At 40.6% G+C, this 4,548-nt stretch carries 6 protein-coding genes and 2 pseudogenes; 2 read left to right on the top strand and 6 right to left on the bottom strand.

From position 1 onward, the window contains the following. The 4 genes and pseudogenes from KTR07_RS27775 to KTR07_RS27760 form a co-directional block, all read right to left on the bottom strand. Positions 1 to 223 (bottom strand): annotated as a pseudogene (locus KTR07_RS27775) (mobilization protein); the annotation flags it as partial. Beyond that, positions 220 to 519, bottom strand: coding sequence for a mobilization protein MbpA (mbpA, locus tag KTR07_RS27770; RefSeq protein WP_217315568.1), 300 nt, complete (start codon positions 517 to 519; stop codon positions 220 to 222). The pseudogene KTR07_RS27775 and the gene mbpA, both read right to left, overlap by 4 nt. Positions 520 to 823: 304 nt before the next feature. Next, positions 824 to 1,096 (bottom strand): Txe/YoeB family addiction module toxin, encoded by a 273-nt coding sequence (locus KTR07_RS27765; RefSeq protein WP_149874798.1) that lies wholly within the window; start codon positions 1,094 to 1,096, stop codon positions 824 to 826. Positions 1,097 to 1,099: 3 nt separating this feature from the next. Next, a complete protein-coding gene (locus KTR07_RS27760; RefSeq protein ID WP_151872159.1) occupies positions 1,100 to 1,360 on the bottom strand; it encodes a hypothetical protein in 261 nt (86 codons plus the stop codon). A gap of 413 nt (positions 1,361 to 1,773) precedes the next feature. On the opposite strand from KTR07_RS27760, the gene KTR07_RS27755 reads away from it, so the two are divergent. Together KTR07_RS27755 and KTR07_RS27750 are read left to right on the top strand one after the other, a co-directional pair. After that, positions 1,774 to 2,760 (top strand): replication initiation protein, encoded by a 987-nt coding sequence (locus KTR07_RS27755; protein WP_217315567.1) that lies wholly within the window; start codon positions 1,774 to 1,776, stop codon positions 2,758 to 2,760. 98 nt (positions 2,761 to 2,858) lie between these two features. Next, the gene (locus KTR07_RS27750) at positions 2,859 to 3,512 is read left to right on the top strand and encodes a hypothetical protein (RefSeq protein WP_217315566.1); all 654 of its coding nucleotides are present in this window, start codon (positions 2,859 to 2,861) and stop codon (positions 3,510 to 3,512) included. A gap of 218 nt (positions 3,513 to 3,730) precedes the next feature. Here KTR07_RS27750 and mbpC read toward each other — a convergent pair whose 3' ends face one another. Further along, a complete protein-coding gene (gene mbpC / locus KTR07_RS27745) occupies positions 3,731 to 4,180 on the bottom strand; it encodes a mobilization protein MbpC (protein WP_217315565.1) in 450 nt (149 codons plus the stop codon). Further along, a pseudogene (locus tag KTR07_RS27740) lies at positions 4,137 to 4,548 on the bottom strand (mobilization protein); the annotation flags it as partial. The pseudogene KTR07_RS27740 and the gene mbpC, both read right to left, overlap by 44 nt.

The following is a 4,548-nucleotide window of genomic DNA, read 5'->3' as shown; positions in this document are numbered from 1 at the left end:
TTTCTTCCACTGAAGGACTGACCTCAAACCGAAGGCAGTTGTTCTTTACGTTCGGAAAATCAACGAAGTAAGGTTTCATCTCCTGCACCATTTCTTCGCCTGTGCAGCCGAAAAGCTCATGGCGGTGTATCTCGGTGGCTGCTGCCTCCCCGTTTATCTCTTTGGCAAGGTCGTACTCCAGTGCTGCCGTGCCGTGGGAAATGCTCTTTCCTTTTGCTATCATCGTGAAAGTATCTTTTTAAGTTCATTGATTAGTGCCTGGTTCTCCTCGAACACTTCCCTGTACTGGCGCCCACCGAAGTAGTTGTTCAGACGCTGAAGTGTTCCTTTCAGTCGGGCTATCTCCCGAAACTGTTCCCTTTCTTCTTCCGTGTACCTCTCCTTGGGTCGTCCGCCCAGTGCGAGTGTACGGCAGTACTCCGATGTGCTGATACCGCATCGGGCTGCCTGTTCCGCAAGTGCCGCCTTTTCAAGTGCGGTGCAGCGGAATGTTATCTTCTCCGTTCGATTCACTTCCATGTCGCAAAGGTAATCTTAAAATCCTTTTGAGCAAAGCGAGAAAGGCAAGAATGTCCAACAAGGACACTTCTTGCTATATATATACATACCGCATGGGAATACACACAGCGCTAACACACTACATAGCCACACACTTTTTTCTTTTTTCCCTGCCATTCCCACAACGGAACACGGAGAGCGGTCAAGGGTTCGAGCGGAAAAAACCGCACAGCGAAGCTGCTCAGGATTTTTTCAGATCCGAACTTGCGAAGCCCTTGACAGCTTCGGAGTGTGGAGTTACCTTTGCAGACCGAAAAGAGAAAAATCATTTATCGCTGTAATGCCCTTCTGCGGATATGACAAACACATTCACAACATCTTCATAAATTTCATAGACAAGCCTATCCTTCTTGTTCACCTCCCTTGAATATACGTTTCCTCCGTATCCTTTCAATGGCTCTGGATGCCCAGTCCCAGTACGAGGATGTTTGTGCAATTCTTCGATGAACTTCGTAATTTTCTTAAAAGATGCAGGGTTTGACCTTTTAAATTTCGCAATAGAAGCCAAGGCTTCATCACTATACGTTACACTATACATAAACTACAATGATTCAAGTAAAGCCATAGATTGCTCAATAGTCTTACATGTCACACCTTTTCCTGCCTTGTAATCCTCTCTGGCTTTTGAAATCTTCTTTCTAAATTCGTCACTGATGGTATAATCATCTTCATGGATTGGGACAATCATATAAGACTTTCTTATTCCGCGATGAATTACAATGTCTTCACCAGCATCAGCCTTATCCAAAATTAAAGCCTGCTTTTCCCTTAATTCTCTTGTTGTGTAGTCGAATGTTGCCATGATTTTACTGTTTTTAGGTTTACTCTGCAAAGATAAGAAAATATATTGGTGCTACCAAATGGTACACGGCGAAAAAAAATCCCTATAACCGCACAATCCCCCAACCCCCTTACGAGGGGGCTTTGTCTTTGTTTTCCCTATTGTTTTTCATTCGTTTTTTCCGAAAGTTGGGAAGCAATCTCAATCCTATGAGCTTGTTTCTATCTTAACATCGACTATCTATGTCCTATCCTCGCGCGCGCGCATTATGCGAGAAAACAGCCTTTAACTACGAGAAATTTAATGTTCAACTACGAGAAATTTAATGTTAAAATCCTCCTAAACTACGAGAAATTTAATGTTACACACGAGTTACTATAGATTAACTCGTATTTTATTTATATCTTTGCACCGAACCATTAAAAATCGCACCTATGGCACGAATCATCACCGAAAACAAAGAACTCATTCAGTCGTATATATTCACGGCTGCCAAGTATGACTTCACAGCCTACGAAAAACGGATTATGTACCGACTTGTAGAGTGTGCTCAAAAAGAGATTGAAGGTATTAAAATAAAGGACAATATGCACAAAATAAAACCGGTACAACTAGGCAGGGAAATAACTCTTCCAACTGCTTCAATTCTACGAAATGAAAAAGATGAAAACTACACAATAGCTAAAAAGGCTTTTCTGAGTCTATGTGAAAAGGTCGTGATATATGAAGATGCAGACTACTGGACTGCAACACAAATCATCGCAAAACCGAAAATATCAAAAAAAGAGGGAACTGTAACCTTTCTTGTGTTTGATGAAATATGGAACTGCATCCTTGACTTTACAAAGGGCTACCGCAAATACGAACTTGCAATAGCAATGAAATTTAAAAGCGTCTATGCCATGCGGTTCTATGAGCTGATGTCTGGACAAAAAAAGCCTTTGTTTGTCTTGTTAGAAGGTCCTGACGGTCTTCGTGAAAGATTCTGTCTGCAAGGGAAGTATGAAAGAGTAAATGACTTTAAAAGATATGTTATCGACGTGGCAAAGAAAGAACTCGATGAACATTCCCCTTATTCGTTTGTAGCCAAAGAAGAAAAAGAGGGAAGAAAGGTCATTGGTTGGACTCTCTTCCCTGTATTTTATGAAAACAGAGAAGACTCTGCACTACAAGAACAAGCACGAATGGCTAAAGTTACGGCACGGCTCCAGTTGGGAAACAACGTGTATGACTACCTTAAATTCTCCTTTGACTTCAAGTCTGATGAAATCAACAAGAACAAGAAAATCCTTATTGAAGGACAAAACCGCATCCCCGATTTTGTGGGGTTCTTGGGAGAATTGAAGAAAGGCGCACGATTGGCGGAAAATCCTAAAGGATATGTTATTGGTGCAATCAAAATAAAGCTCAAAGAGATTTAGTTATAAAACCTGCTATCAATCAGTTTTTTAGGAAAAATCTTGTTTTTCTCACCAGAAATAATATTTTTGCAAAATGTTTAACCCTAAATTCTTTTTTTATGAAAGCCTTAAAATATTTTCTTCCTCTTTTCTTGATATTTGTTGTTAGTTGCAGTAATGATTCTGAAGAAGTAATAAACAGTTCTAAAAACGAATCGACGAAGTTTAATGAAATTACTCAAATTAAGAGTGCCTTTGAGAGTAAAGATTTTCAATCTATAAAAGAAGCTTCCGCTTATGCAAATAGTTTAATACAAGATATTAAACCTATCTCTAGAGCTATCAATGAAGATGATTATATAGAAAATACATCCCCTAAAGTATTGGAAGTTATAGAAAGTATGAAAAACATAAAAGCTGATACAGAAGCTTCCCCAGAAGCACTAAGAATTCAGCTCAAAGAAGTTATAAAAAACAGCTCACTGTCTCCTACATCTACGGAATACAGTATTCTAATGTATTCCGTAGATGTAGCTATTGAAGCTATTTATTATGCTATGGAGTTAGAAGCTCCAGAAGCAACAACGAGAGGATTTTGGAGTTCGGCATGGAAAGTAGTAAAATGCGTTGCAGGAACTGCTGGATCTGCGGGATTAGGTGCAGTTGGTGGCGCAGGGGTTGGAACCGTCACACTACCTGTTATCGGTACTGTATCAGGCACCGCTTTAGGTGGGTGGAGTGGTGCTTTAGTAGGAGTTGCAACTTTTTGCTAAAAGCATGAAAAAAAATACTCTGATAACGATATTTTGTATATCAACATTTATTATCATCCCACTATTTGTTGATTTATTCATACAAGGATACTATACAAAATGTTTCGTCATAGCTTTCCTATTTGTACTATCAATCATTGGACTACACAAAAGAATTCGATTATTATCTAATTAGATCCAATTCTGCGTAGTAATACCAACAGAAAGCTAAGTAGCTATTACTTAGCTTTCTGTTCATCCACTTGCCTCTTATAATACTCATAGTACTGTTGATAATTATCTCGGTCTTTCGAAGCACTCACCCATAAACAACACATAAGACAAGCGAACAAAAGGGAAATGACAGCACAAAGGATTGAGTACATTGAAACTTTCTTGTCCACATAGCTGCCGTTTTTCATTCTGTTTCCCTGCCGTACAAATTCCGCCAATACGCTTTTTAGGCGATTTTCGGCACTTTCAAGGCTTCCTCTGTCCATTTCTACCTTTTTGGCTGTTGCGTCCTCTATGCGCTTCGTATAGGCTTCTACGCGCTTCAACTCTTGAAACACCAGTTCTACCGCAAGTTGCGGATTTACTTTGGGTGTGGTGTCCTTTCTCTTTCGGAGGCTGTACTGTCCCTGCTTATAGGTGTAATCCTCCGTCTTTGGGTTTGAGGGTGTTTCCATAATTCCTGCTGATTGAGTTATACTTTAAGTTTTTCTGTGTCTTTTCGATGTGGGCAAGCGTATAGCCTTTCCCTATCTCGCTTGCCTTGTATTCCGTTCCGCTCCGGCTCGTTACATAGTAGCCGTTAAGTTTGCCGGTACTCGCACGGGCTTCCCTCACTTTGAAGCCAAGTTTTTCGAGTTCCCGACTGAATCCGGTAAGGTCAAAACCCTGCATCCGTGTAAGAACATCATCCATAGCCTGCTTTATTTCTTCCCTGTTGGCTTTGCCTATGTCCTTTGACTGTACCAAGTTCCGTTCTCTGGCTATACTGTTGGCGGCTTCCGTTGCTCTCTTCCCTATCCAGTTGTCTTTGTAGAGTTCTCCC

The organism is Bacteroides sp. MSK.20.82 (assembly GCF_019052485.1).
Classification (GTDB): Bacteria; Bacteroidota; Bacteroidia; order Bacteroidales; family Bacteroidaceae; genus Bacteroides; species Bacteroides thetaiotaomicron.
The sequence above is the reverse complement of the archived record's forward strand: the minus strand, read 5'-3'. Positions and strand labels throughout refer to the sequence as shown.